Raw genomic sequence first — 24,906 nt, forward strand, 5'->3', positions numbered from 1 at the left:
CACGGGCGGCGCCCGTCGTTTATCTCTTCAAGTTGACGAGGACGTCCATCAGGTCCGAGCCGGTCTGGAAGACCTTGGAATTGGCGGTGTAGCTGCGCTGCGCCGCAATCATGTTGGTCAGTTCCTCGGCGATATCGACGTTGGAGTTTTCGAGCGCCCCGGAGACGATGGAGCCGAGCTTGCCCTCATTGGCAAAGCCGATGTGGACGGCGCCGGAGTCGGTGCTCTGCACATAGACGTTGCCGGGCATCGCGGTGAGGTTGTCGGGGCTCTGAACATCGGCAAGCGGGATCTTGTAAAGCGCCTTGGTCGAGCCGTCCGCGAACTGAGCGTAGATGACGCCGTCCTGGCCGATCTGAACCTTCTGGATGGAGCTCGGGGCGTTGCCGTTGACCTTGGCGTCGGCGACGGTGAAGCCGGTGCCGAGCTGGGTCAGCTTGGAGAGATCGAGGTTGAGGGTCTGGCCGCCCGGAACGGTGAAGGAGACGCCCGTGGTCGCGCCGGTGAGCTTGCCGGTGGTGGTGTCGAAGGTGAGGTTGGCCGATCCCAGCGCACCGCCGGTATAGGGGAAGGAGGTGCCGGGGGTCGCCTTCGACTGATCGAAGACCGAGACTTCCCATGTTCCGGTGCCGGTCTTGGTGAAATAGACGTCGAGCAGCTTCTTGTTGCCGAGATTGTCATAGGCGACCAGCGAGGTTTTCGACGTGTATTCGGCGGTCGCGCTGTTACTGGACGGCAGCGGACCGGAGGGCGGCGTCGCGCCCGCGGGCAGGTTGCCGGAAAACAGGCCCTCGGTGCTCGGCGTCGCCGTCATCTGCTGATCGGAGATCTGCACCGGCACGAGGCCCTCGAAGCCGTTGGCGGTCGCTGCCGGATCGCCATTGGCGTAGTCGTAGGCCATGAGCTGGTAGCCCGCGGCATTGACCAGCCGGCCCTGCGCATCCGGAACGAAGGAACCGGCGCGAGTGAGGTAGGGCGTGCCGCCGGCATCCTGGACGACGAAGAAGCCGTCGCCGTTGACGGCAAGATCGGACACCGAGGTGGTGTAGGTCATGACGCCTTGCGTGCTGACGGCCGAGCGGATCGTGGTGGTCACGCCACCGGAATTATAGGCGCCGCCGGTGCCGGGCATGATCAGTGACGAGAACTCGGCCGAAGAGCGCTTGTAGCCGGTGGTGTCGGAGTTGGCGATGTTGTCGGCCACCGCGGAGAGGCGGTTGGCCTGCGCGTTCATGCCGGAAACGCCGGTCCGCATCATTCCGTAGAGGCTCATCGATGGATCTCCGCAGTGCCTGGGTAGCAGGCCGTAAAATTATGCCTCGTGTCTTGCGCGAGGCTGGCGCGGGATGGGCCTGGCGCGGCCATCAAAACACCAGCCGGTAGCCGAGGAACCTCTTGGAATCGATGGGATCGTGACCGAGCTTCTCGCGCAGCTTCTTGCGCAGCTTCGATATATGGCTCTCCACCACGTTCTCCTCGACCTCTTCGTCGAAGATGCCGTAGATGGCGTTGAAGACCTGGGTCTTGGTCACGCGCCGGCCGCGGTTGCCGGCCAGATATTCCAGGATGCGCCGCTCGCGCCGCGGCAGCGGCAGCGGCTCGCCGTTGATCTCCGGATCGCGGCCGTCCATGAAGATCCGCATCGACCCGACCTCGGTATAGGCGGCCTCTTCGGAGCCGCGGCGGCGGATGGCGGTGATGCGGGCGAGAATCTCTCGGATATGCACCGGCTTGCGCACGACATCGTCGACGCCGCTTTCGAACAGCCGCAGCGTGTGCTCGAGCGAGTGATGTTCGCTCAGGGCGATCACCGGCGCGCCGGTGCGGTCGCGGATCTGGCGCGGCGATATCGCGCCTTCGCGGCAGTCGCCGATGAGAAAGGCCCTGACGGATCTGAGATCGGTGTCGGCGGCGGAACTCACCCACTCGCCGAATTCGCCTGGCGCAAAGCCGGCAGTGGCCACCCCCTCGCGATCGAAAAGTGAAGAGTAGCCCTCTGTCACGAGCTCTCGCTCGTCAACGATCACGATCATCGGCCCGCCCTCCGAATCATTTCACTTGCCCCGTGGGGAAAGGCGTACCCGGCTCGATGAATCCTGAAAAACCATCATTTCTTGTAGCTATTTTCTTGGGAGTTTTTTTGGGAGCCGTAATAAAAGCGGTTGCGCTGGTGTATTCGCGCCAACTGTTGGCCGACGAATATCGGCGCCGGCGGATAGGCTGGCGAAGGTGGACCGGCTCTCACGTACAACAACTATTGATTGCAGAAGGTGCTGGCATTCGGCGTCCATTTGCCGAAGCCGGTGGCGACCATGTTGGCGATGACGCGGCAGACATAGACCTTCTGCGCGGGGTCGTTGTCGGGGCCGGCATGATAGCGGGCGACGGCCATTGACCAGGTCATGTGCCGGGCATGCAGGCTGACCAGGAAGCGCGCCGCGTAGTCGACATTGCGATGCGGGTCGAGCATGTCCTCGACGCTGCGGAACTGCGCGCCGTGATAGCGATGGTTGATCTGCATGCAGCCGAGATCGATCAGCGTCTTGCCCTCGCGACGCGCGTTCTCGAATGCGGCGAGCGCTTCGCCGCGGCTGCGAGGAAACACGGCTTTTCCTTCTATATTCAAGGCATTAGGCTGAAGGCTGCCCTTCTTTCCGGTCTCGGTCAGGCCGACGGCGTACAGGATTCCGGCGGGCACCCCGTAGCGATCGGCGGCGCGCAGGATCTCCGGCTCGCAGGGATTGGCTGCGGCGCTGGCCGCGCCGGCAGCGAAACTAGATATACATATCGTCGTCAGCACGCTCGCGAAGAGGCGAAGCGGGTCGACCGAATTCCTGTGCGCCATCGCCATTGTTCCTTCCCGGTTGCCGGCCGCCGCCCGCGCCGTTGCCGCCCGAATTCCCAGGCTGGAACGAAGGCTGGTCACGGCCTGTCGACATCGGCATGGCGCTGGTTGCGTCGGCGCGGCTGGCTGCATGCGCTGCTATCGAGGGTTGCAGGATGGTGACCTTGTCGACGTCGAAGCCGAGGCTGCGCATCGACTTGACGACGGCGTCGCTGTCGGCGGTGAGACGGCGGTATGCCTCGTGTGTCTCGGGCTTCATCTCAATCGAAAGTCGCTCCCCCGAGAGCCGCAGGCTGGCGACAACCGATCCGAGCTCCGAAGGGTGCAGCTCGATCTTCAGCACGTGTGTCGGAACGGCAACAGAATTGGTCGTCTGGGAGCCCATCGAGGCGCTTGCAAAGGCTTGCTGGACGCCATTGTCGGAGGCAAGCCCTTCAACCAGCGCCGATGCCGTCTGGCCGATCGGATTTTGCGCCGGCGCCGGGAAGCTCTGCTGGCTGACGACTTCCATGCGTCCGGCGGAAGAAGACGGCTTGCCCGGAGTCTGCTGCGCGGCCGACTGCGATTGCAGCGAAGCCTTGGATGCGGAAGCCGGCCGCCAGCCTTGCGGCGGCAACGGGCTACCGGCCGCCGGATCATCCCCTTGCGCCGGCAAGGCATCGGCATCACGCCGGCCCGGCATATCGAGAGCCATTTGCGCCTTCATCGGCTTTAGCCCAAAATCGGGGCCGGAATCGTCCGCTGCCGTCGAACGGGTGGATCGCGACAGCGGCCCGGCGGAACTGTCGATCGCCGTGCGCTTGCCGGCGCGCAGCCGCAGTTCCAGCGATCCGTGGTCGCCGGCGGCTTCTTCACCATCAGCGCCGCCCGCGCCCGACGATTGCGCGAAATGCTTCATGTCGCCCAGCGCCATCAGCAACGGCAAGCGGTCCTGCAGCGGCGCGGGATCGTCGGATTGCGCCGCGGTATCCTTATCTGCGGTCTGCTTCGCGGATAAGGATTGCCCGTCGGTCTTCGCGGACTTTCCCGTCGCCTTCTGCGAACCGGTTTTCCCCTGCGGGTCCTGGTCCGGCTCATGCCTGCCGGCATTGGCCGGCAAGCGCCTTGCCGGATGCGCGTTGGGTATTACCGGTCCGGCCGTGTGCTTGTCCTGTGGGCTCTCGGTCCCATGCACAATCTTGCCGAAATTCTGATCCCCATCCTTGTCGCCGGCAGTGTGCTGCCGGGACTGGGCCTGTGTCGAAGCAAAGCCCGGCAAGGTCTGGTTGACGCTGGTCATTTTGGGGCTGCTCCGAGGAGTTGGTCGATCTGGTCGAGCTGACGCCGCGTGCTGGTGACCGCCGCATCGATCGGGTCTTGCATATCGGGCGTCGCCGGTGCGGATGCCTTAACCACCGGCGCGGCGCCGGTCGGAGCCGGAGCGGCCGCCAGGGTTTCAGCCGATGTTTGCGCCGGCCGCTGGACAGGGGGCGGCGAAGCGGCGGGCGCCGTGTCTTTCGCCTGGTCGCTCGGCGCGACCGGCGGATCGCTTACCGCGACCGGCGAATCGCTTACCGCGACCGCTGCCTGCTCGGGCACCGCTCCTTCCACGGGAGGCAAGTCCGCATTGGCCGGGTCGGCTGAGGCTTCGGTCGCGGATTTAGCTCCGTCGCCTCTTGCAACGATCGTCGGTGCGGCTTCGGCATTGGCGGGCGCTTTTACCGGCGCCATCACTTCGCCCGCCACGGCCTGCGCGGCGTCGAGCAGGTCGCGGTCGCTTTGCGAAAGCTTGCCGCGATCGATCTTGCCGAGCTTGGCGCGCACTTCATCGACATTGGCCGATGTCATGGTGGAAAGGCTCGAATAGAGCTGGGTGCGCGGGTCGTCCCGGCTGCCGTTGCCGTTGCGGCCCAGCTCGGCCTTCGCCGAGGCGAAAGCCGAGAGCTCCGTCATCCCGTCGATCGCGGCGCGGCGCGCGATGCGCAGGTAGATCACTTTCTCGCGCTCGGGATCCATCATCGAGGTGATGTCGGCGATCTTGTCCTGGCTGATCGCCATGTGCAGCGTGATGACGCCGGAAACAAAGGCATCGGCGAACTGGCTGGCGTAAGGCGAATAGAGGTAGGAGGCGACATACTGTGTCGAGGCCAGCGCGAAACGGGCGGCGTCGCCCTGTGCGGCCGCGATGCCCACGGAGCGGCGAAGCGCTGCCTCCTCGACCAACGTGCCGGGGCTGAGCAGGCGCGCCTCGTCGAGCAGGTTCAGCGCTGCCGCCGGATCATCCGTCGCAAGCAGCGAACCCTTGACCAGCGCCAGGAAGGCGCCGAGGTCGGCGGGCACGCCCATCGGATCGATCGGCTTCAGCATTTCGATCGCCTCGGCCGGCCGGCCGTTCAGATAGGCGACGACGCCTTTGGCGATGGCCAGGCTTTGCGGGTCGGTTATTGCGCGCGAAGCCGACGCCGCGACCGTCACCGGGTTGCCGCCGCTCATGCCGTAGACGAGCAGAGCGCGGAAGTTCTTCGGCTCCTTGAAATCCTCGGCATCGGCATTGCGCATCCGGGCGTCGATCATTTCGAGGAGTTTTGCCTGCATCGGCAGCGCGGCATGATCGCCGCCGGCAATGCGATCCTGGATCAGCTGCAGCGAACGCACCAGCTGATAGGGCTGCAGGGCGTCCTGCGCGAAGGCCGCCGACGGCGACCCTGCCGCAAGCAATAGCAGCGCTACCGCGCAGCCGATGGCGCTCCTGCCCTTCATCCGCCGGCCGTCATCAGGATTTCGATGCGCCGGTTCGCGGCCGCCATTGGATCGGAGGCGATCTTGGGCTGCCGGTCGGCGAAGCCCGCGACCTCGGTGATGCGGCTTTCGTCGACGCCGCCGCGCACCAGCATGTAGTAGGCTGAATGGGCGCGCGCGGTGGACAGCCGCCAGTTGTCGTAAGTGTCGCTGCGGAACGGCCGCGCGTCCGTGTGGCCGCTGATGGTAATGGTGCCCTTCTTCTCGTTGACGATGCGGCCGATCTTTTCCATCGCCAGCACCAGCTCGCGGCGTGGCATGGCCGAGCCGATCTCGAACATGCCGAAATCGAGCTGGTCGGTGATCGAAATGACGACGCCCTTGTCGGTCGCCTCGACCGAGACGCCGTCGGCGAGCTTTTCACCCGGCAGGAATGCCTTGGCGAGCTCCTTCTTGATATCCGCCGCTTCCTGAAGAGCGGCTTTGCTCGGAGCCTTTTCGCCTTTGTCGGCGGCTTGCTCGGATTCAGTCTTTTCCGCCTTCGCAGGTTCGGCTTTGGTGTCGGCCGCTGCAGCCTCGCGCTTGTCGACTTCAGCTTTCCCGCCTTGGGCTTTCTCGGTCTTGTCTGCTTCGCCAGACGCCTTCTCGGCCCCGCTTTGCGCGGCCTTTGGCCCGCTCTTGGCCTCGGTCTTTTGCGGGGTTGCCAGCGGCTCCAGCGGCGCGGCCGTCAGCGCAGGAGCGGCCGGAACGGCCTTCACCTTCGGTATCGCGACGGTGGCGACCTTCTCGCCGGGCCTGACCGGATCGCCCTCGATCTTGGCGCGTTCGGCGGTGGCCTCGGCGCCGGGCGCCGCCACCTGCTGCGACCAGAAATCCGGTGCGAACGGATCGCGATAGGATTCGCCGCCGGACGCGCCGGTCGCCGGACCGGCCGCCTGAGCGCCGCCTTCGCCTTTGGCGCTGACGTTCTGCATCACGCCCGTATCGGCGGCGATCTCCGCCAGCACCGCGTAGGGATCGGCAAACAGCTTTTCGTCGGACAGCTGGGCATCCTGCGCCCCGGCCTTGGTCTGGCGGCGTTCGGAGGAACCGGCGCCGCCCTTGCCGTCATCGCCCGCCTTGGTCGCGCCCTGTTGCGGGTTGTCCGCAGTCAGCCCGACCTTGCTCGGGCCGTCGCCGAGGTCTTCCAGGCCCTTGCGGCTGGAGTTGCGATCGATCAGCTCGACCGGATTGAAATAGCTGGCGACGGCTGCCTTGGTCTGCTCGTTGGCGGCGTTGATCAGCCACATGACGAGGAAGAAGCACATCATGGCCGTCATGAAGTCGGCGAAGGCGATCTTCCACACGCCACCATGGTGGCCGTCGTCATGACCGTCGTGATTGCGCTTGACGATGATGATCTCGTGCCGGGGGTCGGCATGGTCGACGGCGCTCATGACAGGACCTCCGACAAGGACGCCGACCACTCGGCGATACGCGTCTCGAACACCGTTTCGTCGATGGTGACGGTCAGGTCGAAGCCCGGCGCCTCGCTGAAGTCGAGATTGGCGGCGCGGGATCCGAGCGCCGCCTGCAGCGGCTCGAACAGCGACAACGGCCCGCGGACCGCGATGCGCACGGCCTCGCTGTCGGCGACCGCCGCACTGATGGCACGGGAAAGGGCGGCGAGCGAACGCTCCTGCAGGTTGTCGCTGAGAAGGCCCCCGACGATACGGGCGACGGTTGCGCCGGCAAGCTCGGCAACGCGCTGCTCCATGGCCTCGATCCGCGTGGCGACGGCGGCGCCGAGATCGCCGCCGAAGCTTTCAAGGAATGTTTGCGCGGCCTGGTCGCTGGCCTGGCGCTCGGCGTCGAGCGCTGCCTGATGGGCCAGCGCGAGGCGCGCCTCGAGCGCTGCCTCCGCGTCGGCCACGGCCTCAGCGATCAGCGCGCCGATGTCGGCCTGCGGCTCCGGCGCGGCCGGCAGATGCTCGGCGTCGCGCGCGGTCGGCGCCTGATTGGCACGCGGCGTGCGCGAACCGAAATCGGGCAGGAGATCGAAGAGGGCTGCGGAGGCCATGGCCTAACCTACGGCTTCCGGGACGGCTGCCCATTTGCGCAGAATCTGCGCGGTGCGCTCCTCGTTGAGGTCGACCATGCGGGCAAGCCGGTCCTGCGGCGCCGGCCGGATTTTCTGGCGCAGGTCATCGAGCGGGGTTGTACCGGCGCGCGCGCCGGGCAGGGCGCCGGCCGGGGCCTCGGCGGTGATCGTGGCGACCGGCGCATCGGGCGTCGGCAAGGAACGCTGCACGTCGTCGAAGCTCGGGCCGGCAATGGCCGCAGGCCTTGCCGACGCCGTCAGCGCGGCGGCCATCGGCTTGAGGCCGAAGAACGCCACCAGGAAGACGACGACGATGAAGGCGCCGGCATTGATCAGCGTGCCGGTATAGGTGCCGATCGAGGCGAGAATGCCCGGCTGATCTATCGGCTCGCCGTCGAGGCCGTTGATGAATTCGACCGCCGAGACGTCGATGATGTCGCCGCGCTTGTCGTCGAAGCCGGTCGCCGAGGCGACCATCTTCTGGATATCGGTGACTCGCTTGGCGATCTGCTCCGGCGTCGCGTCCTTGCCGAGAATGGTCTTCAGGCGATCCTGGTTGACGACGACCGCGATCGACATCTTGTTGACCGTGTAGCCGTTGGAGACGGTGGCGATCTTCTTGGAATTGATCTCGTAGTTCGTGATCTCTTCCTTGCGGTCGTTCTGCGAGGTGGATTGCGGGCCCTCGGTGGTGGTGGTCTGCGTCTCGGGCAGGTTCTGCTCGACGCTGGTCGGGGTCGAAGCCTGCTTCTGGTTGCTGGCCTCGTTGGTCTTCACCGACTGCACCGAACGCTCGACGCGCGAGTTCGGATCGAAGATCGTCTCCTCGGTCTGGCGCGTGTCGGTGTTGACGTCGGCCTTGACGCTGGCGCGGAAATTGTCCGGGCCGAGATAAGGGGTGAGCGCACGGCGGATGTTGTCGCCGATCTGCGCCTCGACCGTCTGCTCGACGCCCAGCGTGCGCGCGGCGCTCGTGTTGGACGGGTCGTCGCCGGCGGCCAAAAGGTTGCCGTTGGAATCGAGCACGGTGACCTTGTCGGCCGAGAGGCCGGGAACGGCCGCGGCGACGAGGTGGCGGATCGACATGGCGCTCTTCTCGGCATCGCTGCCCGCATAGCGGATGACCACCGAGGCGGAGGGCTGCTGCTCGTCGCGACGGAAATTGGCGCGCTCGGACATGACGATGTGGACTCGAGCCGCCTTGACGCCGGCAATCGACTGGATGGTGCGCGCGATCTCGCCTTCCAGGGCGCGCACGCGGGTGATCTGCTGCATGAAGGAGGTGAGGCCGAGCGAGCCGACATTGTCGAACAGCTCATAGCCGGCGTTGGCGCTGGTCGGCAGGCCTTTCTCGGCAAGCAGCATGCGCGCCTGCGCGGTGGTGCCGGCCGGCACCATCACGGATGTGCCGTCGGAGCCGACGTCGAAGCCGATGCCGGCGTCGGCCAGCACCAGTCCGATCTGATTGACGTCGGAACGCTCGAGGCCGACATAGAGCGTCTCATAGGCCGGACGGTTGAGATAGACCGACGCGATGCCGATGACGGCCATGACCAGGGCCGCGATGCCGCCCATGAGCGCCAGACGCCTCACGCCGAAGCTCTTCAAATTCGCGATGATGCTCTGGATCTGTTCCGGCACGATTCAACCGCTCCCAGCATGACTGTCCGCCGGAAGACTAGACCGCGAAGCTTGTGCGAGGATGATAGGCGTGCCGCCGAAGGTCCAGCAAAGCGTCGACCCGGCTCTTATCGAAAAACGAAAAAGGCCGCGCCCGAGGCGCGGCCTTTCGCCGGTCGGAATATTTCTGCCGATTAGCCGTTCTTGAACAGCGCCAGGATCGACTGAGAGGAGCTGTTGGCGATCGACAGCGACTGGATGCCGAGCTGCTGCTGCACCTGCAGCGCCTGAAGGCGGGTCGATTCCTTGTTCATGTCGGCATCGACGAGCTGGCCGACGCCGCGGTCGATGGAGTCCATCAGGCTCTGGGTGAAGGTCTTCTGCAGGTCGATCGAGCTCTTGGCGGCGCCGAGCACGGTGGCGGCGTCGGTAAGCTGACTCATGACGTTGTCGATCTTGGTGACCATCTGCGTGATGATGTCGTCGGTCACGCCCGTTGCCGTGATGTCGAGATTGAAGGCGGAGACGTTGTCGATCTTGACGGGCGAGCCCGACACAGCGGCCTGGCCCGCGGTGTTGGCGGCGATGTCGGTGGCGCCGCCGGCGATCGAGGCCGCGTAAGCGGCATCATATGCCGACTGGTCCGCAGCGGTGGAATAGATCGAAGTCTTGCGATCGAGAATGCCCTGGTTCTTGACGGCCGTTGCGAGGCCGGAATCGAACAGCTTGGTGCTCTCGACATTGATGTCGATGGTTCCGAGCGAGATGGCGCCGGACGAGGAGCGGTTGAACGAGGAGACGATCTGGGCGTCGGGCTGGACACCGTCATTGGCGGCGGCGACTTGGGTCGACGTGACCGAAAGGTAATTCGAACCGGAGAAGGTGGCGGCGTCGGCGAAGGATTTCATCTGCGCCTGCAGCGTGGTGATTTCGGTCTGCGTCTTGGCCTTGTTGGCACCCGATTGGCCGACAGCCGACAAAAGCTTGGTCTTGAGCTGGCCGATCGTCGAAAGGACGTTGTTCATACCAGTGTAGGCTGTATCGACTTTCGAGGCGCCGAGACCGAGCGCATCCTGCACAGTCGACAGCGCCGAATTGTCGGAGCGCATGGTGGTGGCGATCGACCAGTAGGCGGCGTTGTCGGAGGCCTCGGAGACCCGGTAGCCGGTCGAGATCCGGGCCTGCGTCTGCTCGAGCGATTTGTTGGTGGCGTTGAGGCTTTGAAGTGCAGTCAACGCCGCAGCGTTCGTCATGATGCTCGCCAAGAAACTCGCTCCTTCTCAAAAGCCGGCATGCCACACAGGCCGGGTTCGGCCCGTCCATCGGTTGCGATCATCGCCGGTCGGGCCGATTCGACAACCTAAGTGATTGGTTAACCATACCTAGCGCGATATGGTTAATGGCCTGTTAAAAATACGCTTCCGGGAAGTTAAGGAACGAGGGTTGCGCGAGGCTTGAGCAAACGCAAATCGGGCCGCGCTTTTGGCGCGGCCCGATGCTTTGGTCCGGTCAGTATGGAGCGATCAGCCGCGGAAGAGCGACAGGATCGACTGCGACGAGCCGTTGGCGATCGACAGCGCCTGGACGCCGAGCTGCTGCTGAACCTGCAGCGCCTGGAGGCGGGTCGATTCCTTGTTCATGTCGGCATCGACGAGCTGGCCGACGCCGCGATCGATGGAGTCCATCAGGCTCGAGGTGAAGGTCTTCTGCAGGTTGATGGAGCTCTTGGCGGCGCCGAGCTTGGTGGCGGCGTTCGTCATGTCCTTCAGCGCGGCGTCGACGACGTTCATCATCGCCTGGATCTGAGTGTCGCTTGCAGCGGTGGTGCCGGAGAAGATCTTCAGGCCGGCGACCGAATAAGTGTCGGTGGCGGCGGCAGCAGCGCCCAGGGTCGGGGCCGAGGCCGTGGTGACAGCGGCGCCGGTGGTGCCGAGGCGCTCTGTGTCGAGGATGCCCTTCGCGGTCGGGGCAGCGCCCGAGTCATAGAGCTTGATGCTTTCCACATTGACGTCGATCGTCGAGATCGAAACCGCGCCGGTGGCGCCGCGGTTGAACGCCGATACGATCTTGACGTCCGCCGCCGTGCCCGAAGCCGTCGAGACCGACAGCATGTTGGTGCCGGAGAAGGTGGCGCCGTCGGCATAGGCCTTCAATTGGTTCTGAAGAGCGGCGATTTCGACCTGGGTCTTTTCCTTGGAAGCATCGGTCTGGCCGTAGGAAGCGGTCAGCTTCTGCTGGATCTGGTTGATGGTCGAGATCGCACTGTCCATGCCGGTGTAGGCGGTATCGACCTTCGAGGCGCCGAGGCCGAGCGCGTCCGAGACGGTGGACATGGCCTGGTTGTCGGAGCGCATCGTGGTGGCGATCGACCAGTAAGCGGCGTTGTCGGAAGCCTGCGAGACGCGATAACCCGTCGAGATGCGGGCCTGGGTGGTGTCGAGGTTCTTCTGGGTGGCGTTCAAGCTCTGCAGCGCGGTCAGCGCCGAGGCATTGGTCATGATACTGGCCATGGTTACTCGTACCTATTTTTTACACGGATTTTTTTTACATACCGGCATGTCCGGTATGACGGTGCGGCATCATGCCAATGACCGCTCAGTCGGGTCACCCGCCATCTGCGAGCGACTATGGCGGGAAGTCCCTACCAAAGACCTAAATCGGACGGTTAATCGAAAATAATGTTGGAAGGCTTGCGTGCACGTTCCTCAATCCGTCGAGAGGTGAGGCGACACGCCTGCGCGCGGTTCGGCGGGAACGATCAGGTGAAGGATCGCACCAGGCTGCCGACCAGAAGGTTCCAGCCGTCGATCAGCACGAAAAACAGGATCTTGAACGGCAGCGATACCACTGTCGGCGGCAGCATCATCATGCCCATGGCCATGGTGACGGTGGCGATGATCAGGTCGATGACGAGGAAGGGCAGGACGATGAGGAAGCCAATCTCGAAGCCGCGGCGGATCTCCGAGATCATGAAGGCCGGCACCAGGATGCGCAGGTCGACAGTCTCGCGCGAGACGGTCTGGCCGCGCTCGCGAGCGAGGTCGGCGAAGAGGTCGAAATCCTTGTCGCGCACATTGTGCAGCATGAAGTCGCGGAACGGGCCGGAAATCTTCTCGAACGCCTCGCCCTGCGTGATCTGGTTGTCCATCAGCGGCTTGACGCCGGTGTTCCAGGCCTGGTCGAAGGTCGGCGCCATGACATAGAACGTCATGAACAGCGACAGCGAGATCAGGATCAGGTTGGCCGGCGTCGATTGCAGGCCGATGCCGGCGCGCAGAATCGAGAAGGCGATGACGAAGCGGGTGAAGCTCGTCACCATGATCAAAAGGCCCGGGGCCACCGAGAGCACGGTGAGCAGGCCGAACATCTGAATCAGATAGCCGACGGTCGTGCCGTCGGCCTTGCCGATGCCGCCAAGATCGAGCTGCTGAGCCGCGGCGACGGACGTGGTGACGACGATGAGCGCCGTGGCTATGAGGAACTTTCTCATTCGAGCAGCATCGTCCTGACGAGAACCTGTTTGACGTGGCCGCCGCTGCGCAGCGCCGCGCGCTCCTCGAGATCAGCCTTGAGATGCTGGTAGCCGCTGGCGCCTTCTATCTGATGCAGCTTGAGCGTGCGCACATAGGCGAGCAGGTCCTGGTGGATCTGCTCGGTCATCTCCTGCGGCTGCGGGGCATCGTAGAGCAGCGACGCCTCCAGCCGGATCCAGACTTCCGACGGCGAGGCGAGATTGGTGGTGATCGGCGCCAGCTGCACCAGCGCTGGCCCGGCGCCCACCTTGCCGCCTTCGGCGGGTTTTTCCGCGGCACCGGCGTTTTCCGGAGCTGCGGGCACCGCTGCCGGCGTTTCGCCTTGCTTGAGATAGCCGCCGGAAAGCCAACCCATGCCGACGGCCGCGCCGGTCATGGCCAACAGCATGGCGAGCTGGATCGCCAGAGAAGGTCCCTTCTTGGGCTGGATTTGCTCGACATTTGCCACGGCAGCGCTCTCCCGGCCCTAGAAAGGAAGAACCTGGTCGAGGATCTGCTGGCCATAGGCAGGCTGCTGGACCTCGCTCACACGGCCACGGCCGCCATAAGAAATGCGCGCCTCGGCGATGCGCTCGTAGGGGATGGTGTTTTCCGCGCCGATGTCGGACGGACGGACCATGCCGGCGATGGTCAGCACCCGAAGCTCGTAATTGACGCGGACCTCCTGCGAGCCCCTGATCATCAGATTGCCGTTGGGCAGCACGTCTGTGACGACGGCGGCGACATTGAGCTCGAGGTTTTCCGAGCGTTTGATCTCTCCGTCGGCATTGGTCTCTGTGCTGGAGCTCAGGCCGGCGTCGCCCTTGCCGCTGGTGCTTGCCTTTTCCCATCCGAGATTGATGTCATAGCCAAGCTTGCGCGCGGCGGTGCGGCTGCGGTCGTTCTGGTTCTTGAAATTGGCCTTGTCGTTGAGCCTGATGTTGACGGTCAGGATGTCGCCGGCGCGCAGCGCGCGCGGGTCGGTAAACAGCCGGCTCTGGCGATCGTCCCACAGCGAGAATTTCTTCGGCCGGGAGACAGGCGGCTCGGGGTAGCTGTAAGGGCCGGAACCACCTTCGCCGATGCCGGAGCCGACCGGCGACAGAGCGGGCTCCCTGCCGACCTCCCTGAGATCGGTACCGCAGCCGGCCAGGGTGGCGAGGGCGATCAGGGCCAGCAATTTCAACTTCATGACGGATCAACCCTTCGCGCCGCGCTGGCCATGATGCCGGTGAGCGTCGCCGCCGCCTTCTGGTCCATTTCGTTCAAGATGACGCCGGCCTTGCGCGAATCGAGCTTCATCAGGATGGCCGCCGCGAGCTCGGCGTTGACCATCGCCAGACGTTCGGCGGCGGCATCGGGCTTCATGCCGGCATAGATCTTGACGACGCCGTCCTCGGCACGCGCCAGGAACACCTCGCGGCGCTTCAGCCATTCCTCGTATTCGGCCCGCTTTGCCTCCAGCGCTTTCATGCGCTCGTCGATGCCGGCCTGCAGCTGCTTCAATTCCTCGGCCTGGAGAGCGTAGCGGCGGTCGCGCGCGGCGTCCGCGATGTTGGAACAGAAGCGCTGGATCTCGCTTTCGTCCGGCGCCTTGCCGCCTGCGAGCGCAGCCGGCTGAAGCGGCGCGTTTTCATGTGTGAGCTGTGCCGGCTGAACCGGCGCCTGACCGCCCGGCAACACCTGTCGTACCTCGTCCGCATGGGCAGCGGTGCCGCCAAGCAGAGCAACCATTGCTGCGATGGCCCGGAAGCTCAGGTGACGGCGGGGTGTTAGGGAGGAAAGCGCGATCATCGGCATGCCTATTGGAGAACCAGATCGGCCTGCAAGGCGCCGGCCGATTTGATGCCTTGCAGGATGGCGATGATGCCGTCGGGCTTCACGCCGAGGCGATTGAGGCCCGAGACCAGCGTTTCGAGGTCGGGACCGTCGAGCACGGCAACGCGGGCGTCAGGCCGGCTCGCCTCGATGGCGGTGAAGGGCTCGACGGCGGTGTGACCCCTGGAGAAGGGTTCCGGCTGAACCACCTTCGGCGCTTCGGTGATGCGCACGGTGAGGGTGCCGTGGCTGATCGCCACGCGCGAGATCCTGACATTGCTGCCGATGACGATGGTGCCGGTGCGCTCGTCGATGACGACGCGGGCAGGGGCGTCGGATTCGACGACGAGATTTTCGATCTCGGCATAAAAACGCGCGGCCGAGACATTCCTCGGCCGCCTGATCTGCACCGTGCGGGCATCGCGTTCGGCGGCGACCCGCATGCCGAAGCGCTGCGAGGTGTAGTCGTTGATGGCGTCGGCGATGCGGATGGCGGTCGAGAAATCGGGATTGCGCAATTGCAGCGTCAACACGCCCTGGTCATCGAACTCGGCCGGCACCGAGCGCTCGACGATGGCGCCGTTCGGCACGCGGCCGGCGGTCGGCACGCCTTGCGTCAACTGCTCGGCCTGGCCCTGGGCGGTGAAACCGCCGACGATCACCGAGCCCTGCCCGACGGCATAGATTTCGCCGTCGGCCGCCTTCAGCGGCGTCATCACCAGCGTGCCGCCGGCGAGCGAGGTGGCGTCGCCCATCGAGGAGACGTCGATGTCGATTCGGCTGCCCGACTGGACGAAGGGCGGCATGTTGGCGGTGACGATGACGGCCGCCACGTTCTTGGCGCGCGCTCGGCCGTCCTCAGTGGCAATGCCTAGATTCTCCAGCATGGCCCGGATCGACTGTTCGGTGAAAGGCGAGTTGCGCAGGCTGTCGCCGGTTCCGGCGAGGCCGATGACCAGGCCATAGCCGACGAGCTGGTTGTCGCGCGCGCTCTGCAACTGGGCGATGTCCTTGATGCGCGCCGCGACCTGGCCGGGCGGCAGCGTGCTTGGCCCGGTCGAGACCCGGAACATGCGCTGGGTGGTGGCCGGATCGTATTCCGGATCGTCGTAGACACCGCCGTTTTTCTGCGCGAGCTCCCGCTTGGCCTTGGGCGTCAGCCCATCCGCCAATGCCGGCTGCAGGCCGATGGCGGCGCTCAGCAGAAAAACAAAGGCGCGCATCACGAAGCGCCGACCTTGATGGTGCCGTCGGCCATCACCGTGCCGGAGATGATCTTGCCGCTGTCGGTGTTGCGGATCTTGATCTGGTCACCGGCAGCACCTGGTTGTAGCGTGACGCCTGCGGCCGAAATGGTGAGCGCGCCGGCGGTGAAATAGACCTGCACGGAAGCGCCCTGCTCGACCAGCCAGGCGTCGCGGATGGCGGCCACCGGGATGTAGCGGCCGGGCAGCAGCGTGCGCTTGGCGACCTTGCCCTGGAGCTCCTCCGAGCGCGTTGCCATGCCGTCCGGCTTGTGCTTGCCGGGGATGAGCGTCACCTGCTTGAGCGAGGCGGGCTCGATGGTCTCGCCGGGATAGATGACCCGGTTGGGGATCAGCACGGCCTCGCCGACGACCTGGCCGGCGGCGATCTGGTTTGCCGACTGGCCGGTCGGGTCCTGCGCCAGAGCCGGCGTGCCGGCGGCCACCAGGGCGGTGGCCAGCGCGGCGCAACGGAGTGCGGAGGAGATCGGTCCGGCCATCATCCGTTACCTGATGTTCTTTGAGACCACCGAGGCCATGTCGTCGGCGGCCTGGATGACCTTGGAATTCATTTCGTAGGCGCGCTGCGCCGAAATCAGCTCGGTGATTTCCTTGACCGGATCGACGTTGGAGGATTCGAGATAGCCCTGCTGGATCGTGGCGAAGCCCGGATCGCCGGGAACGCCCACATTGGCCGGGCCTGAGGCGGCCGTTTCCTGGAAGAGGTTATCGCCGAGCGGCGCCAGGCCCGCCTCATTGGCGAAGTTGGCGATCTGAAGCTGGCCGAGCAGCTGGAGGTCGGTCTGGCCCTGGATGCGGGCGAAGACCTGGCCTGTCTTGTTGACGATCACCTCGACCGCGTCGGTCGGCACGGAGATGGCCGGAACGACATTGGCGCCGTCGACTGTCACGAGCTGCCCGGTGGCGTTGGTGTTGAAGGCGCCGGCGCGGCTGTAGAGCGTGGCTCCATCGGCGCCCTCGATCTGGAACCAGCCCCTGCCGGTCAACGCCAGGTCGAAGCTGTTGCCGGTGCTGGTCAGCTCGCCTTGCGTGTGGACGTTGCGCACCGCCGTCGTCTTGACGCCAAGACCGATCGAGACGCCTTCCGGCACCAGCGAGGTGTTGGAACGGTTGGGCACCCCTTGGGTGCGGTCGACCTGGTAGAGCAGGTCGGAGAATTCGGCCCGCGCCCGCTTGTAGCCGGTGGTGTTGATGTTGGCGATGTTGTTGGCGATGACTTCCAGGTTGGTCTGCTGGGCATTCATGCCGGTGGCGGCGATGGCAAGGGCTTTCATGACGCTAGATACTCATGCGGCTGATTTCGAGATAGGCCGAGACGACCTTGTCGCGGATCGCGATGGTGGTCTGCAGCGCCTGCTGGGCGCTCAGCACCGCATCGACAACTTGACGCGTATCGGCGTCGCCCTTCAGGGCCTGTATCGACATCTGCTCGGCGCCCTGCAGCGTGTTGACGGTCTTCGTCGCCGCTTGGCTGAGCACCTCGGCGAAGCTGCTGCCGACGCTTTCGCCGGTCTGCGTTCCGACGCCGCCCTGCAGCAGGTTCGGTGACGCCTGCTCCGCCCCGTCAACCGCCGTCTTGAATTGTATTGCCCCGATACCGCCGATCATTACTGGTTCCTCATCAGGTCGATGGTCATGGAAATCAGATCGCGAGCCTGCTTGATCACCTGCAGGTTGGCTTCATAGGAGCGGTTCGCCTCGCTCATGTCGGCCATTTCGACCAATGTGTTGACGTTGGGCATCTTGACGTACCCTTTGGCGTCGGCGGCTTCGTTGCCGGGCTGGAATTCGATCGGGAAGTCCGAAGGATCGCGGGAGATCGCGTTGACTTCCACCAGCGAGCCGCCGGTTGCGCGGTCGACCTCGGACTGGAAGGTGATGGTCTTGCGGCGATAGGGATCGGCGCCGGGCGTGCTGCCGGTCGACTGGGCGTTGGCAAGGTTCTCCGAGACCACGCGCAGCCGCTCGGACTGGGCGCCAAGGCCGGATGCCGCGACTTTGAGGGCTGCAGTCAGCGCATCCATGATCAGCTCTTCACCACCATCGTCATCATCGAGTGGAAGGCCTTGACGATCGCCGTGTTGAGCTCGAAGGAGCGGCGGACCTCGCCGGCTTTCATCAACTCCTGTTCGAGAACCACGGTGTTCTTCGACGGCATGATCGCGCCGTCAGGGTCCTCGGGCTTGACGTTGAAGCCGGCATTGGCCCTTTCGCCGCCAAGGTGGCCAGTCTGCGTGGCGGCAAGCGTCACCGCGGTCCGGTCGAGGACCTTTTCGAAGGGCTCGACGTCATTGGCGGTGTAGCCGGGCGTGTTGGCATTGGCGATGTTGGAGGCAATCGCCGACTGGCGCACGGCCAGCCATTGCGACTGCCGCGTGGCGAGATCGAAAAGATTTACGGGTTCCATGGGAATCTCCCGGGCAAGTACGCGCAAGACTAGGCGGCCAGTCTTGCGTGGACCTTGCGCGGGGTGGGCTTGCGCCCTGGAGCCGGATGATTTCAGGTCTATGGACCTGAAATCTGAATCCTCTTCTAAATCAAGGAATAGAGCACGACGTCGTCCGAAAACCGCTTCACACTTTTCGGCATCATGCTCTAGCGGCTAGTTCGAGAGCTGGATCACCTTATCGGCGCTGGTGACGATCACCCATTTGCCGCCGCGCTGCTCGATCGAGGCGACGCGGCTGGAATCCGGCAGGACGGAGCCGCGCTGCACGATCCACAGACCGGTATCGTCCTCGATCATCGCGCGGCCGTTGGCGGCATGCACCATCTTGAATTCCGAAGCGGCGGCCGGGAAGGGCTGTTCGCCAGGCGCCGGCGCGGGGTCGTCCTGCACCGTTCCGGTGGCAAACAGGTCGATATCGGCATTTGGAATGTCCTTGACCGTCAGCGGCCCGCTGCGTTCGGCCACAACGCCGCCACCCTCGCGTCCGGAATTGCTGCCGCTGCCGCCGAACTTGATGGCCTGAACGCCGAACTGCTCCTGGTTGAAGAAAATGTACCAGGGAAACAAGGCGCAGATCAGCCCGAGCGTGATGCCGAGCGCGGCGATGACGAAATCGCTGCGGCGGTCCGCGCTCTTGTCGGCGAGGCGCGGGAACTGGGCTTTCGGCGGCTCAGGCCACTCGGTGTGAGGAAAAAGCCCGTCGAGCAACGAATCGCGACTGGCCTGTGCCATATCGGCGGTCGCCCTCGGCGGATGCGGCCTGTTGGCTCTGCTTAGAAGAGCCGTCGCCTTCTCCGTCCTGGCGCGCGCGGCTCTGTTCCTGGCAATTCTTGCTTTATCGGCGCCGGCTTTCTCCGCCGCCTCGGCCTCGGCAAGCATGTCGCGCAACATGCGCTCGGTGTATTGGAGCTCAGTCTCCTTGATCGCCATTCAGCTTCCCCTTGAGGTGGCGGGCGAGGTCGGCGAACGGATCGGCCGATGCGCGGTCTCTCGGCGATTGCGTGAGCGCCTCATAGATCAGCGGCACCTGGCGCACCGCGATGTCGAGCTCGGCATCGGCGCCGCTCTGGTAAGCGCCCAGCAGACGGATGTCGCGCGTGTCCTCGAAGCGCGCGATCATCGATTTCAGCCTTGTCACCAGCATGCGCTGCTCCGCGCTCCAAGCCTTGTCGGCGAGGCGCGAGATCGACGACAGCGGATTGACCGGCGGATAACGACCCTGCTCGGCAAGCGCGCGGTCGAGCACGACGTGGCCGTCGAGGATGCCGCGCACCGAATCGGCGACCGGATCGTTGTGGTCGTCGCCGTCGACCAGCACGGAAATGATGGCGGTGATCGAACCCTTGCCTTCGGCTCCCGGCCCGGCTCGTTCGAGCAGCTTCGGCAGGTCGGTGAAGACCGAAGCCGGATAGCCGCGCGCGACCGGCGGCTCGCCGGTTCCCGTCGCCACCTCACGCAGCGCATGGGCGAAGCGGGTGATGGAATCCAGCACCAGCAGCACGCGATGGCCCTGGTCGCGGAAATGCTCGGCCACGCACATGGCGGTATCGGGCGCGCGCCGGCGCATCATGGCGCTTTCGTCGCTGGTGGCGACGACGGCGACGGTCTTGGCCATGCTCTGGGCGCCGATCGTATCCTCGAGGAATTCGCGCACCTCGCGGCCGCGCTCGCCGATCAGCGCCACGACCACCGTATCGAAGGCCTCGGCGCCGGCCAGCATCGCAAGCAGCGTCGACTTGCCGACGCCGGAGCCGGCGAAGATGCCGAGCCGCTGGCCGAAGCAGAGCGGCGTGAAGATGTCTATGACCCTGACGCCGGTGAGGAAGCCGGTGCCGACGCGCTGACGTGCCAAGGCGCCGGGTGTCGCCCCGTCCGCAGCACCGGCGGCATTCGGCCTGATCAGCGGCGATCCGCCGTCGATGACCCGCGTCAAGGCATCGATGGCGCGCCCGCGCCAGGAGACATGCGGTGCGACCGCGAGCGGGCCGCGGCGGAAAACGACGTCGCCGATGCCGGCGTCGGCGCTGCGCTCGAAAGGCGCGACCACCACCTCGTCGCTGCCGATCTTGACGATCTCGCCGCGGCGTGCGCCGGCCTTGCCGCGCTGCTCGACGATGTCGCCGAGCCTGGCAATCCCGGACAGGCCGCGGACCTTGTAATGCGTCGGCGAGATCTCGACGACGCGGCCGCCGCGTGAAAGCAGCGCCTGCGGATCGTCGAACCGCCGCCAGACGCGTTCGAGCGCGGCCAGCCTGTCGGTCCGTCCGGTATCCGGCGGGCTGTCGGAAGCGCGCAACAGGGACGAGCCGGTCGTCATGCCGTCACTTCGAGCCGAGCGTCTTGATCGCGTCGTCGGTGGAGGAATCGGTCTGCCGCATCAGCGCCGCCGTGTTCTCGAAAGCGCGCTGCACCTGGATCAGCCGAGTCATTTCCAGCACCGGGTTGACGTTCGACTCTTCCAGAAACCCTTGGGCGATACCGACGTCCGAGCGGTCGGTGACGGGTTCGGGCGTGCGCGCCGGAACGACACCCGAATTGCCATAGCGGACGAAATTCTCGCCGGGGTCGAAATTGTAGAGGCCGATCGCGCCGACCAGCTGATCGTTCTGCCTGAGCGAGCCGTCGGCGCCCGCCTTGGGCGGGCCGTTGCGCGGATCGAGCTGGATCGGGGCGCCGCCGCCGTCCAGGACGGGGTAGCCTTCTATCGACATCAATTCGCCGTTCTCGTTCATGGAGAAGCGGCCGTCGCGCGTCATCACCGTGCCGGCGGGCGTCTCGATGGCGAACCAGGCGTCGCCCTGGACGGCGAAGTCGAACGGGTTGCCGGTTTCGGTCAGCGCGCCATGCGCGCCGGAAAGATAGGTCTTGCCGGAGGAGGCGAAGGAAACGGACTTCGGCCCGGTGCCCGAAACCACGTCCTCGAACTTCACGCCGGTGGCGCGAAAGCCGATTGTCGAGGCGTTGGCGACGTTGTCGGCGATGGTGTCGAGACGGCGCTCGAGCGCGATCTGCGAGGAAAGGGCGACGTAAAGGCTATCCTGCATGATCTTCTCAGAACTTCAACTGCTGCATGGCCATCATCAGGTCGGTGGATATGCCGACACTGGTCGGCTGCGCGAAGAGCACGCTGACCGACGTCACCGCCGTCGAGGTGGGGTGGTTGATCTCGTACATGCTGGTGAAGCGGGTCAGGAATTTGCTGAGCTTCTCGGGGTCGGTGAAGTCTTTGATGTCGAGCTTCTGCTCGAACAGCTGCGCCTGCTTGTCGATGTCGGCGGTAGCGAAGGAATCGGGCAGGCCGAGCGCGGTACGCGCCAAGCTGGCCAAAGCGGTGTCGGCCAGCACGTCGTACCAGCTGGTGATGTCCGGCGCCTTGCGTTGGAAATAGAGCGCCAGCCGCACGCCCTCGTTGGTCTGGCCGGCGTCCTCTTCCAAGGTCTGGCGCAGGTATTTGTCGACGGTCGGCTGCTGCGCTGGAACATAGGTGGTGGCATTTGCGCCGTACTGCTCGAAGTTGAGGGCCGAGGCCAGCCCGGCATAGGCCTTGTTGGTCTGCTTGTTGGCAACGCTGTCCGGATCGCGCACACCGCCCTCAAGGACCTGCCTGATCAGGCCCTTGTCTTCGGTGGCGGAGTCGAGACCGAATGCGGCCAGCGCGTAGGTGTAGAGCCGGTCGTTCGACATCAGGTCGTCGACCGATTTCACCTTGGTGATGTTGGCGAGATAATATGTCGTCTCGCCCTTCACATAGTCCGAATCCGGGTCGAGACCGGCGATCTCAGCCTGCATTGCGTAATTCTTCGTGACCAGCTGCTGCGCCGGATTGTAGACCGTCGCATCGGCGCCATCCGCCGCGAAGTTGAAAGCGCGGACGAATTGGGCGTAGCGCTTGTCGGTCAGCTTGTTGGCGAAGCTGTTGGGATCGGAGACGCCTTCCTTGAGCGCCTTGACCATGAAGGCCTTGGCATAGTCCATGTTCTCCAGCCCGTAAGCCTTCATGGCGTATTTGAACAGGCGGTCGTTTTTGACGAAATCGTCGATCGATTTCACCTTAGTGATGTTGGCCAGATAGTATTGGGTGTCGCGATCGACCGTCGGCTGCTGCTCGATGCGGGCGATAGACTTGGGGATGTCTTTGGCGATCAACTGGTAGCTGAGGTAGGTACTAAGCAAAGGGCGTGCCTCCGGCCGAAGCTATCCCCGCACAATAGCGTCACTTCCTTGCGCGAAGCTGAATCGCTTCCGATGCCTGCGATTCAAGCCTCACACAAGGCACGAGGACTATCCCTGATCCACGATGTGACATGCGGAAGGACCTGTCGTGGGCATTCTGATCGGACTTGTGGTGACGCTCGGCTGCGTTCTCGGCGGCTTCATGGCCATGGGCGGCCATCTGCATGTGCTGCTGCAGCCGTGGGAAGCGGTGGTGATCTGCGGCGCCGCGCTCGGCACCTTCCTCGTCGCCAATCCGATGAAGACGGTCAAGGATACCGGCAAGGGCATTCTCGAAGCCTTCAAGCAGGCGGTGCCGAAGGAGCGCGACTACCTCGAGACGCTGGGCGTCCTGCACAGCCTGATGCGCGAGCTGCGCTCGAAGTCGCGCAGCGAGGTCGAGGCGCATATCGACAATCCGGAGGAGTCGGCCATCTTCCAGGCCTTCCCGACCGTGCTGAAGAACCACGACCTGACCCATTTCATCTGCGACTACTGCCGCATCATCATCATCGGCAACGCCCGCTCGCATGAGATCGAGGCGCTGATGGACGAGGAGATCCAGACGATCCGTACCGACAAGCTGAAGGCCTATCACGCGATGGTCGCGGTCGGCGACGGCCTGCCGGCGCTGGGCATCGTCGCGGCCGTGCTCGGCGTGGTGAAGGCGATGGGTGCGCTGGACCAGTCGCCGGAAATCCTCGGCGGCCTGATCGGCGCGGCACTCGTTGGAACCTTCCTCGGCATCTTCCTGTCCTATGCCGTGGTCGGTCCGGTGGCCACCAAGATCAAGACGGTGCGCGAAAAGAAGAACCGCCTCTACATCATCGTCAAACAGACGCTGCTTGCGTATATGAATGGCGCCCTGCCGCAGGTGGCGATCGAATTCGGCCGCAAGACCATATCCTCTTACGAACGTCCGACGATCGATGCGGTGGAGCAGAGCACCATGAACGCCGGCACCGCCGAGAAGAAGGCGGCCTGAGCATGCTCCATCCCAGACAGGGCCGCCTGCCGTCATGACCAGTCCGGCCAGTCCGTCAGAAACGCGGGCCTTGATCATCGAGCGGCTCGTCGGCGACAGCGGCGAGGCGGCGCAGGTGATCGGCGTCGGCCGCGGCATGGCCGAGCGGGCGCTGCCGTTGCTGCAGAAGGCGCTTGTCGCAGAACTCGGCGCGGCGGTGACCGTCGATCTGCAAGTGGTAGAGGTCGGCCGCGTTCCAGAGGCGCGTTCGCGCGCCGGCGATGCCTTCGCGCTGACCATCGTGTCCTCGCCGGCCTCGGCCGACGCTATGACGCTGGTGATGGATGCGCATGCGGTGGCCGTCATGGTGAGCGCGCTGTTCGGCGGCGATCCTGACCAGCCGGTGGCGCCGATCGAGCGCGACCTGTCGCAGATCGAGGCCGATGTCGCGACCATGGTGTTCCAGGAGGTCGCGGCGGCGCTCAACGGATCCGGCAAGCGCTCGCTCGAGCTGCGCCTGCCGGTGCCAAAGGCGACGTCTGGCGGCGAAGCGAGGCGGCGCGTGCTGCGCGACGGCGCCGCGGTCCGCATCGTGTTCGGTGTCTCCACGCCGACCGATACCGGCACCATCACGGTGATGATTCCGCAGCGCGTCCTTCTGTCTACGCGCGGAGCCACCGCCAGAACCGAAGAAGGCGAAGCCAGTGAATTCGACTGGCGGGCCCGCTTCTCCGAAGAGGTGATGCGCTCGACCGTCCGGCTCGAAGCGACGATGCCGCTTGCCCGGCTGACGCTCGGCGACCTCGCCGCGTTCGAGCCCGGCCAGGTGATCGAATTGGAGGAGAACGCCCAGCTCAACGCCAGGCTCAGCGCCCGCGACAAGACACTGTTTGTCTGCGAGTTCGGCAAGCTGGGGCAGAACTACACCGTCCGCATCAGCCATCCGCATGACGCCGGGCAGGATTTCATCGACGGACTGATGCCGGGCTGACGCCAGGCACGGGATTCATGGAGACGACAGATGGCAAAAACCAAGGTGGAAGCCGAACCCGATCAGCCCGACGAACAGCTCGACCGCGCCATCGAGGAACTGCGCGGCGTGCTGCGGGAAGAGGAAAAGCGCCCGGATGGCGCGCTGTATTCGGGTGCCAATTCCTCGATCATCATGACCATTCCGGTCGACGTGCAGATCATCCTCGGCAGCACGGAGATGCCCGTGTCGGAGCTGATGGCGCTGCAAAAGGGTTCCACCGTCGCGCTCAACCGCCGCATCGGCGAGCCGGTCGACGTCGTGGTCAACGGCCGCAGAATAGCGCGCGGCGAGATCACGGTGCTGGAAAGCGATCCGACGCGTTTCGGTATCCGGCTCACCGAAATCATCGCCGCGACGAAGAGCGCCTGAGAATGGCCGGCGGGCGGACCA

The 24,906-nt window shown here is 64.9% G+C and carries 27 protein-coding genes; 3 read left to right on the forward strand and 24 right to left on the reverse strand.

Going from position 1 to position 24,906, the window contains the following annotated elements:
- Nucleotides 1-19: 19 nt before the first annotated feature.
- The 24 genes from LB523_RS14335 to LB523_RS14450 all read right to left on the reverse strand — a co-directional run bounded on the left by LB523_RS14335 (nt 20) and on the right by LB523_RS14450 (nt 22,480).
- A complete protein-coding gene (locus tag LB523_RS14335) occupies nt 20-1,273 on the reverse strand; it encodes a flagellar hook protein FlgE (protein WP_224543337.1) in 1,254 nt (417 codons plus the stop codon).
- Nucleotides 1,274-1,364: 91 nt separating this feature from the next.
- Nucleotides 1,365-2,033, reverse strand: a complete 669-nt coding sequence (locus LB523_RS14340) for a response regulator transcription factor (RefSeq protein ID WP_095766367.1) — start codon at nt 2,031-2,033, stop codon at nt 1,365-1,367.
- Nucleotides 2,034-2,254: 221 nt separating this feature from the next.
- A complete protein-coding gene (locus LB523_RS14345) occupies nt 2,255-2,845 on the reverse strand; it encodes a transglycosylase SLT domain-containing protein (RefSeq protein WP_224524331.1) in 591 nt (196 codons plus the stop codon).
- A complete protein-coding gene (locus LB523_RS14350) occupies nt 2,775-4,124 on the reverse strand; it encodes a flagellar hook-length control protein FliK (protein WP_224603433.1) in 1,350 nt (449 codons plus the stop codon). The genes LB523_RS14345 and LB523_RS14350 overlap by 71 nt, the downstream gene beginning before the upstream one ends.
- Nucleotides 4,121-5,584, reverse strand: a complete 1,464-nt coding sequence (locus tag LB523_RS14355; protein WP_224603435.1) for a chemotaxis protein MotC — start codon at nt 5,582-5,584, stop codon at nt 4,121-4,123. Before LB523_RS14355 ends, LB523_RS14350 begins: the two co-directional genes overlap by 4 nt.
- A complete protein-coding gene (locus LB523_RS14360; protein ID WP_224603436.1) occupies nt 5,581-6,999 on the reverse strand; it encodes a MotB family protein in 1,419 nt (472 codons plus the stop codon). Before LB523_RS14360 ends, LB523_RS14355 begins: the two co-directional genes overlap by 4 nt.
- Nucleotides 6,996-7,622: a hypothetical protein gene (locus LB523_RS14365; protein ID WP_224603437.1), complete on the reverse strand. Its 627-nt coding sequence runs from the start codon at nt 7,620-7,622 to the stop codon at nt 6,996-6,998. The genes LB523_RS14360 and LB523_RS14365 overlap by 4 nt, the downstream gene beginning before the upstream one ends.
- 3 nt (nt 7,623-7,625) lie before the next feature.
- Nucleotides 7,626-9,284, reverse strand: a complete 1,659-nt coding sequence (gene fliF / locus LB523_RS14370) for a flagellar basal-body MS-ring/collar protein FliF (RefSeq protein ID WP_224603438.1) — start codon at nt 9,282-9,284, stop codon at nt 7,626-7,628.
- A gap of 173 nt (nt 9,285-9,457) precedes the next feature.
- Nucleotides 9,458-10,528 carry a flagellin gene (locus LB523_RS14375; RefSeq protein ID WP_224603439.1) on the reverse strand — a complete coding sequence of 357 codons (1,071 nt, stop codon included), beginning with the start codon at nt 10,526-10,528 and terminating at the stop codon, nt 9,458-9,460.
- A 258-nt stretch (nt 10,529-10,786) separates the two neighbouring features.
- On the reverse strand, nt 10,787-11,773 hold the full coding sequence (locus LB523_RS14380; protein ID WP_224514468.1) for a flagellin: 987 nt from the start codon (nt 11,771-11,773) through the stop codon (nt 10,787-10,789).
- 248 nt (nt 11,774-12,021) lie between these two features.
- Nucleotides 12,022-12,753 carry a flagellar type III secretion system pore protein FliP gene (gene fliP / locus LB523_RS14385; RefSeq protein WP_224603440.1) on the reverse strand — a complete coding sequence of 244 codons (732 nt, stop codon included), beginning with the start codon at nt 12,751-12,753 and terminating at the stop codon, nt 12,022-12,024.
- Nucleotides 12,750-13,244, reverse strand: a complete 495-nt coding sequence (gene fliL, locus LB523_RS14390) for a flagellar basal body-associated protein FliL (protein ID WP_095766376.1) — start codon at nt 13,242-13,244, stop codon at nt 12,750-12,752. Before fliL ends, fliP begins: the two co-directional genes overlap by 4 nt.
- 18 nt (nt 13,245-13,262) lie before the next feature.
- Nucleotides 13,263-13,967, reverse strand: coding sequence for a flagellar basal body L-ring protein FlgH (gene flgH, locus LB523_RS14395; protein ID WP_095766377.1), 705 nt, complete (start codon nt 13,965-13,967; stop codon nt 13,263-13,265).
- Nucleotides 13,964-14,575 (reverse strand): MotE family protein, encoded by a 612-nt coding sequence (locus tag LB523_RS14400; protein ID WP_095766378.1) that lies wholly within the window; start codon nt 14,573-14,575, stop codon nt 13,964-13,966. Before LB523_RS14400 ends, flgH begins: the two co-directional genes overlap by 4 nt.
- 2 nt (nt 14,576-14,577) lie before the next feature.
- The gene (locus LB523_RS14405; protein ID WP_224603773.1) at nt 14,578-15,666 is read right to left on the reverse strand and encodes a flagellar basal body P-ring protein FlgI; all 1,089 of its coding nucleotides are present in this window, start codon (nt 15,664-15,666) and stop codon (nt 14,578-14,580) included.
- Nucleotides 15,667-15,815: 149 nt separating this feature from the next.
- Nucleotides 15,816-16,340, reverse strand: a complete 525-nt coding sequence (gene flgA, locus LB523_RS14410) for a flagellar basal body P-ring formation chaperone FlgA (RefSeq protein WP_411966463.1) — start codon at nt 16,338-16,340, stop codon at nt 15,816-15,818.
- A 3-nt stretch (nt 16,341-16,343) separates the two neighbouring features.
- The gene (gene flgG, locus LB523_RS14415; protein WP_224603445.1) at nt 16,344-17,132 is read right to left on the reverse strand and encodes a flagellar basal-body rod protein FlgG; all 789 of its coding nucleotides are present in this window, start codon (nt 17,130-17,132) and stop codon (nt 16,344-16,346) included.
- A gap of 4 nt (nt 17,133-17,136) precedes the next feature.
- Nucleotides 17,137-17,466 (reverse strand): flagellar hook-basal body complex protein FliE, encoded by a 330-nt coding sequence (locus LB523_RS14420; RefSeq protein WP_095766382.1) that lies wholly within the window; start codon nt 17,464-17,466, stop codon nt 17,137-17,139.
- On the reverse strand, nt 17,466-17,882 hold the full coding sequence (flgC, locus tag LB523_RS14425) for a flagellar basal body rod protein FlgC (protein WP_095766383.1): 417 nt from the start codon (nt 17,880-17,882) through the stop codon (nt 17,466-17,468). Before flgC ends, LB523_RS14420 begins: the two co-directional genes overlap by 1 nt.
- Before the next feature lie 2 nt (nt 17,883-17,884).
- Nucleotides 17,885-18,265, reverse strand: a complete 381-nt coding sequence (gene flgB, locus LB523_RS14430) for a flagellar basal body rod protein FlgB (RefSeq protein WP_224603446.1) — start codon at nt 18,263-18,265, stop codon at nt 17,885-17,887.
- Nucleotides 18,266-18,460: 195 nt separating this feature from the next.
- A complete protein-coding gene (locus LB523_RS14435; protein WP_224603448.1) occupies nt 18,461-19,237 on the reverse strand; it encodes a hypothetical protein in 777 nt (258 codons plus the stop codon).
- The gene (fliI, locus tag LB523_RS14440) at nt 19,218-20,624 is read right to left on the reverse strand and encodes a flagellar protein export ATPase FliI (RefSeq protein ID WP_224603451.1); all 1,407 of its coding nucleotides are present in this window, start codon (nt 20,622-20,624) and stop codon (nt 19,218-19,220) included. Before fliI ends, LB523_RS14435 begins: the two co-directional genes overlap by 20 nt.
- Nucleotides 20,625-20,628: 4 nt before the next feature.
- Nucleotides 20,629-21,351 (reverse strand): flagellar basal-body rod protein FlgF, encoded by a 723-nt coding sequence (gene flgF / locus LB523_RS14445; RefSeq protein ID WP_140688792.1) that lies wholly within the window; start codon nt 21,349-21,351, stop codon nt 20,629-20,631.
- A 7-nt stretch (nt 21,352-21,358) separates the two neighbouring features.
- Nucleotides 21,359-22,480: a DUF1217 domain-containing protein gene (locus LB523_RS14450; RefSeq protein ID WP_224603453.1), complete on the reverse strand. Its 1,122-nt coding sequence runs from the start codon at nt 22,478-22,480 to the stop codon at nt 21,359-21,361.
- A gap of 148 nt (nt 22,481-22,628) precedes the next feature.
- On the opposite strand from LB523_RS14450, the gene motA reads away from it, so the two are divergent.
- Genes motA through fliN form a run of 3 tightly spaced genes read left to right on the forward strand, consistent with a single transcriptional unit; the run spans nt 22,629 to nt 24,885 of the window.
- Entirely contained in the window at nt 22,629-23,504 is an 876-nt protein-coding gene (motA, locus tag LB523_RS14455) for a flagellar motor stator protein MotA (protein WP_095766389.1), read from the forward strand.
- 34 nt (nt 23,505-23,538) lie between these two features.
- Nucleotides 23,539-24,474, forward strand: a complete 936-nt coding sequence (locus tag LB523_RS14460; protein ID WP_224603454.1) for a FliM/FliN family flagellar motor switch protein — start codon at nt 23,539-23,541, stop codon at nt 24,472-24,474.
- A 30-nt stretch (nt 24,475-24,504) separates the two neighbouring features.
- Nucleotides 24,505-24,885, forward strand: a complete 381-nt coding sequence (fliN, locus tag LB523_RS14465; RefSeq protein ID WP_140541755.1) for a flagellar motor switch protein FliN — start codon at nt 24,505-24,507, stop codon at nt 24,883-24,885.
- Nucleotides 24,886-24,906: the final 21 nt, after the last annotated feature.

This window comes from Mesorhizobium sp. ESP-6-4 (assembly GCF_020164735.1).
Taxonomy (GTDB): Bacteria; Pseudomonadota; Alphaproteobacteria; order Rhizobiales; family Rhizobiaceae; genus Mesorhizobium.

Coding starts and splice junctions, on each gene's coding strand:
- flgB (WP_224603446.1), bottom strand. CDS start 18,265: ATGGAACCCGTAAATCTTTTCGATCTCGCCACGCGGCAGTCGCAATGG.
- LB523_RS14365 (WP_224603437.1), bottom strand. CDS start 7,622: ATGGCCTCCGCAGCCCTCTTCGATCTCCTGCCCGATTTCGGTTCGCGC.
- LB523_RS14350 (WP_224603433.1), bottom strand. CDS start 4,124: ATGACCAGCGTCAACCAGACCTTGCCGGGCTTTGCTTCGACACAGGCC.
- fliI (WP_224603451.1), bottom strand. CDS start 20,624: ATGACGACCGGCTCGTCCCTGTTGCGCGCTTCCGACAGCCCGCCGGAT.
- flgA (WP_411966463.1), bottom strand. CDS start 16,340: ATGATGGCCGGACCGATCTCCTCCGCACTCCGTTGCGCCGCGCTGGCC.
- fliP (WP_224603440.1), bottom strand. CDS start 12,753: ATGAGAAAGTTCCTCATAGCCACGGCGCTCATCGTCGTCACCACGTCC.
- flgG (WP_224603445.1), bottom strand. CDS start 17,132: ATGAAAGCCCTTGCCATCGCCGCCACCGGCATGAATGCCCAGCAGACC.
- LB523_RS14435 (WP_224603448.1), bottom strand. CDS start 19,237: ATGGCGATCAAGGAGACTGAGCTCCAATACACCGAGCGCATGTTGCGC.
- LB523_RS14340 (WP_095766367.1), bottom strand. CDS start 2,033: ATGATCGTGATCGTTGACGAGCGAGAGCTCGTGACAGAGGGCTACTCT.
- flgC (WP_095766383.1), bottom strand. CDS start 17,882: ATGGATGCGCTGACTGCAGCCCTCAAAGTCGCGGCATCCGGCCTTGGC.
- fliN (WP_140541755.1), top strand. CDS start 24,505: ATGGCAAAAACCAAGGTGGAAGCCGAACCCGATCAGCCCGACGAACAG.
- flgH (WP_095766377.1), bottom strand. CDS start 13,967: ATGAAGTTGAAATTGCTGGCCCTGATCGCCCTCGCCACCCTGGCCGGC.
- LB523_RS14335 (WP_224543337.1), bottom strand. CDS start 1,273: ATGAGCCTCTACGGAATGATGCGGACCGGCGTTTCCGGCATGAACGCG.
- LB523_RS14460 (WP_224603454.1), top strand. CDS start 23,539: ATGACCAGTCCGGCCAGTCCGTCAGAAACGCGGGCCTTGATCATCGAG.
- LB523_RS14380 (WP_224514468.1), bottom strand. CDS start 11,773: ATGGCCAGTATCATGACCAATGCCTCGGCGCTGACCGCGCTGCAGAGC.
- LB523_RS14405 (WP_224603773.1), bottom strand. CDS start 15,666: ATGTTCCGGGTCTCGACCGGGCCAAGCACGCTGCCGCCCGGCCAGGTC.
- LB523_RS14420 (WP_095766382.1), bottom strand. CDS start 17,466: ATGATCGGCGGTATCGGGGCAATACAATTCAAGACGGCGGTTGACGGG.
- LB523_RS14355 (WP_224603435.1), bottom strand. CDS start 5,584: ATGAAGGGCAGGAGCGCCATCGGCTGCGCGGTAGCGCTGCTATTGCTT.
- flgF (WP_140688792.1), bottom strand. CDS start 21,351: ATGCAGGATAGCCTTTACGTCGCCCTTTCCTCGCAGATCGCGCTCGAG.
- LB523_RS14400 (WP_095766378.1), bottom strand. CDS start 14,575: ATGCCGATGATCGCGCTTTCCTCCCTAACACCCCGCCGTCACCTGAGC.
- LB523_RS14360 (WP_224603436.1), bottom strand. CDS start 6,999: ATGAGCGCCGTCGACCATGCCGACCCCCGGCACGAGATCATCATCGTC.
- LB523_RS14345 (WP_224524331.1), bottom strand. CDS start 2,845: ATGGCGCACAGGAATTCGGTCGACCCGCTTCGCCTCTTCGCGAGCGTG.